3 protein-coding genes and 1 pseudogene are annotated in these 3,402 nt (G+C 39.2%); all 4 read right to left on the reverse strand.

The features are described from left to right. Positions 1-231 (reverse strand): annotated as a pseudogene (locus A2003_RS09010) (S-formylglutathione hydrolase); the annotation flags it as partial. Then, on the reverse strand, positions 200-1,645 hold the full coding sequence (locus tag A2003_RS09015) for a C13 family peptidase (RefSeq protein ID WP_004914392.1): 1,446 nt from the start codon (positions 1,643-1,645) through the stop codon (positions 200-202). The gene A2003_RS09015 and the pseudogene A2003_RS09010, both read right to left, overlap by 32 nt. Positions 1,646-1,857: 212 nt before the next feature. After that, positions 1,858-2,661, reverse strand: coding sequence for a class I SAM-dependent methyltransferase (locus tag A2003_RS09020; protein WP_039908323.1), 804 nt, complete (start codon positions 2,659-2,661; stop codon positions 1,858-1,860). Continuing rightward, positions 2,661-3,402, reverse strand: a 742-nt coding sequence (locus tag A2003_RS09025) for an undecaprenyl-diphosphate phosphatase (RefSeq protein ID WP_286687187.1), incomplete at its 5' end; no start/stop codon positions are given. The genes A2003_RS09025 and A2003_RS09020, both read right to left, overlap by 1 nt.

The raw sequence follows: 3,402 nt of genomic DNA on the forward strand, positions 1-3,402 counted from the left end.
CAAAATAAGACTTAATCTTGCTGCCATACGTTGTGCATGTGCTTTTATTGCAAATGTTTCTTCACTACACGTAAGCCCTGCAAGATAAAAAAGCGCAGAACAAGGTTTGCCATCTAAAGCAGCTGGTGGGAGATAAACACCAACGCGGCTTGAGCCTTTGAGGTGTTGTGATTCAAGTTGATAAATCCTTTGCTCACCCTCAAAACAACGATTTTTTTGCAGTAGCTGCATGTTGATCATCCTGTGTTTTTGTAATGTCTGTTGTTGTAATATTTTGAGTAGGGAATAAATATGGTTCTAATTGCGGCAGCATGAGTTCCATATTACGACCAATTGACCATTGTGGTTCAGATGGCTCAAAACCTTGTGCAGTTTCCCACTGTGTCACCGTTTGTTTGGCTTGTTCAAAGGCTTTTTTCATTGAAGACTGTTCACGCATCGCCAAATCAAAAAAAGCTCGACCGAAATAAGTATAATCTGCTTCATTATTACAGCCAAAAGAAGTCTTATCCGCTGCTGATGCGGTAATAATCAATGTTTCTGGAGACTGTAATGCTGGAATAAAACTTCCAGAATAGCATGCAGAAATTACAATCACTCGCCAACGAATACCTGACTTATCCAGAGTTTCACGTAACCATTTTGGATCGACCTGACCTAATTCAAGTGGTGCATTTTCTAGTTCAAAATGATTTTTTTCACCATGTGATGTCATATAAAGAAATAAAACATCACTATCACGATTCATCTGTTGACCGATACGGCGCAAAGCAAGCTCGATACTTGTCTTTGAAGCTATTGGTACTTCTAAACGCGTGGCAGGGTTATTGACCAGCATGATAGAACGGTCGACAGTTCCAAAGCGTGTATCAAACTGCTCTTTTATACGCTCAACTTCAGATTTAAAAACATCCACATAACTATCACCTGCAACACCTAAAAAGTACCAGTGACTTTGGGCAATGTCGCCATATTGGATGTTATCTAATGCTTGTTGCAATAAATTACTCTGAGCATAAAAGGCTTCCTCTGAAAAGCTTGGCGGAGTTTCTTCGACTTTCCAAATCGGTTGATCTTTCACCGATAATTGCCAAACCACCATCGTTGCAATCGTTGCGATAAAAACGAGAGCTCGCTCCCACCAAGGCCAATTCAGCGCACGTGAGAACACCCAAATTACAGCTAAACTTTGCCAAACAAATAAAGCCACAAAGAATGGTGGTAAAAAACCATTATAGATACTATCAGGAATGAAGTTTAGATATCCATTCGATCCTAAATACTGAATCAAGCACTGTAAGAGCAAAATATTGGTATCAAGAACCAACCAGAGTAAAGCAGGCACTAACATCAAACGTGCTTGGTTCATCCGTTGAGATAGAAAAATCCCGACAATCAAGGCAATGAACGGCCAAAGCGCATAGCCAATGAGACCTTGAGGGTTAAAATCACCTACTTGACCAGCTACTAACCAACTATATAACGAGTTTGTACAGCCACCTAAAATCCCCCAAAGGATCAGCTGGGTGATAGAGGGATGAACCACTTGTAATGAACGGCGGGACCCGAGGAACAACCACATTCCAGCAATTTGGTTACTTTTGAAATCATGCCAGATATTAATGGAGGGTTTGAGATCTATCATAGAATTCTTCGGGAGTATCTCTTTTTAAGCCTAAACTAAAAAAATATGCCAAACGTTATAGATTAAATGTCGCTTTTTCAAAATCGTTAATATATGCAACCGTAGTGTAAGCTTAGCAAGAATTTTTTAGCAATCATGCTTTTGAACTATATCACAAATTTTTACCGAGCATTGACCTAAGCCAAACAATCATCTGATAAAAAGACTCAAATTTAACCTTTTGGAAAATAAGCATCAAATCGACAAGCATCCCCTAACCATTGATGATCAGGATGTTGTTCAGCGAGATAAACTGCATGGCGTGGTCGTTTAACAATTACTCTTTTTGCAATTTTCTTAGCTAAATCGAGTAGTTGATCACCCAAATCCATTTCACCATCTTCGGGTAATAACATATGCAACAACTGCATTTGTTTTTTGACTTGTGCCTGTTTTTTTATCGCTTGCTGATTTTGATCACGCTGGGGAAACATCGGATCTAGATAAACAACATCTAGATATTCACCTTTCTGTGCTAACTCATTTAAATAGCAATTTGAGTCTGCATGTATAAGTTGAATGCGCTGCATAGTGGCTTGTAAAAAGGGGTCTCTTTCCGCTTGCGCCTTAGCATATTCGAGTAATACAAATAAAATTGGATGTCGCTCAATTAAGCGTACATTGGCACCCAAATGTGCCATAAGCAAGCTATCGTGTCCCAACCCTGCTGTAGCATCAATAAGTGTTGGTTTCTCTCCAAGTTGGCATGCCCTCGCTATCATTTCTGATTTTAAACTTGCTCTTTTTAAACGAGGAATTTCAGCACACCAATCGGGCTGCATTTTCATGCCATTTGCACTGAGACTTAAACCATCTTCATCCAATACCAATGCCATATCAGGATTCAAACGTAAAAATCTTGAGTTAATTTTCTCTACAACATGACCCTCAAGTTTTACATCTAGTTCAGCAAAACGAGCTTGAAGTTGCTGAAATGAGTGTTCATATTCTGCTTGATACCAACATATCATCCTCATTACCAATGCACCCAACCTGTCCACCATGTTGCAAGGATAAATACCCCAAAACCGATACGATAATACGCGAATGCCGTAAAATCGTGTTTAGAAACATATCGAATCAAGGCACGGATCACGATCAAAGCAGAAATAAAAGCAACCACAATCCCAACTGCAAGTACTGCTAAATCATTACTATGTAAATCATTTCGCATTTTATACATATCGAGTAAACCTGCACCCATCAGTACAGGGATCCCTAAGAAAAATGAAAATTCAGCAGCAGCTTTACGTGATATCCCTAAAAATAAAGAACCAATTATCGTTGAACCCGATCGTGAGGTACCAGGGATCAAAGCAAAACATTGAATCAGTCCAATCAACGTTGCTTGTTTAAACGTCAAATCATCCACTTCAGAACTGACAACTAAATGCTGGCGTCTTTCCGCCCAAAGAATGATAAAACCACCAACGATTAAAGCGATAGCAACAGTAATGGCATTAAATAAATACGCTTTAACCACATCACCAAATGTTAATCCAATGATCACAATAGGAATTGAAGCAATAATTAAATTTAGGCTTAAACGTCGACCTTGCTCCTGACCTTTCATTGCTCCAATCAAAGCACCCCATAATTTGCCCCAATACTCATAAATAACTGCAGCAATCGCACCGATCTGAACTGCAACGGCAAACATATCTCTTTTTTCTACAGTCCAAAAATCTAGCAACTGTCCAGACAAAATAAGATGACCT

Source organism: Acinetobacter sp. GWC1_38_13 (assembly GCF_001767535.1).
GTDB lineage: Bacteria > Pseudomonadota > Gammaproteobacteria > Pseudomonadales > Moraxellaceae > Acinetobacter > Acinetobacter junii.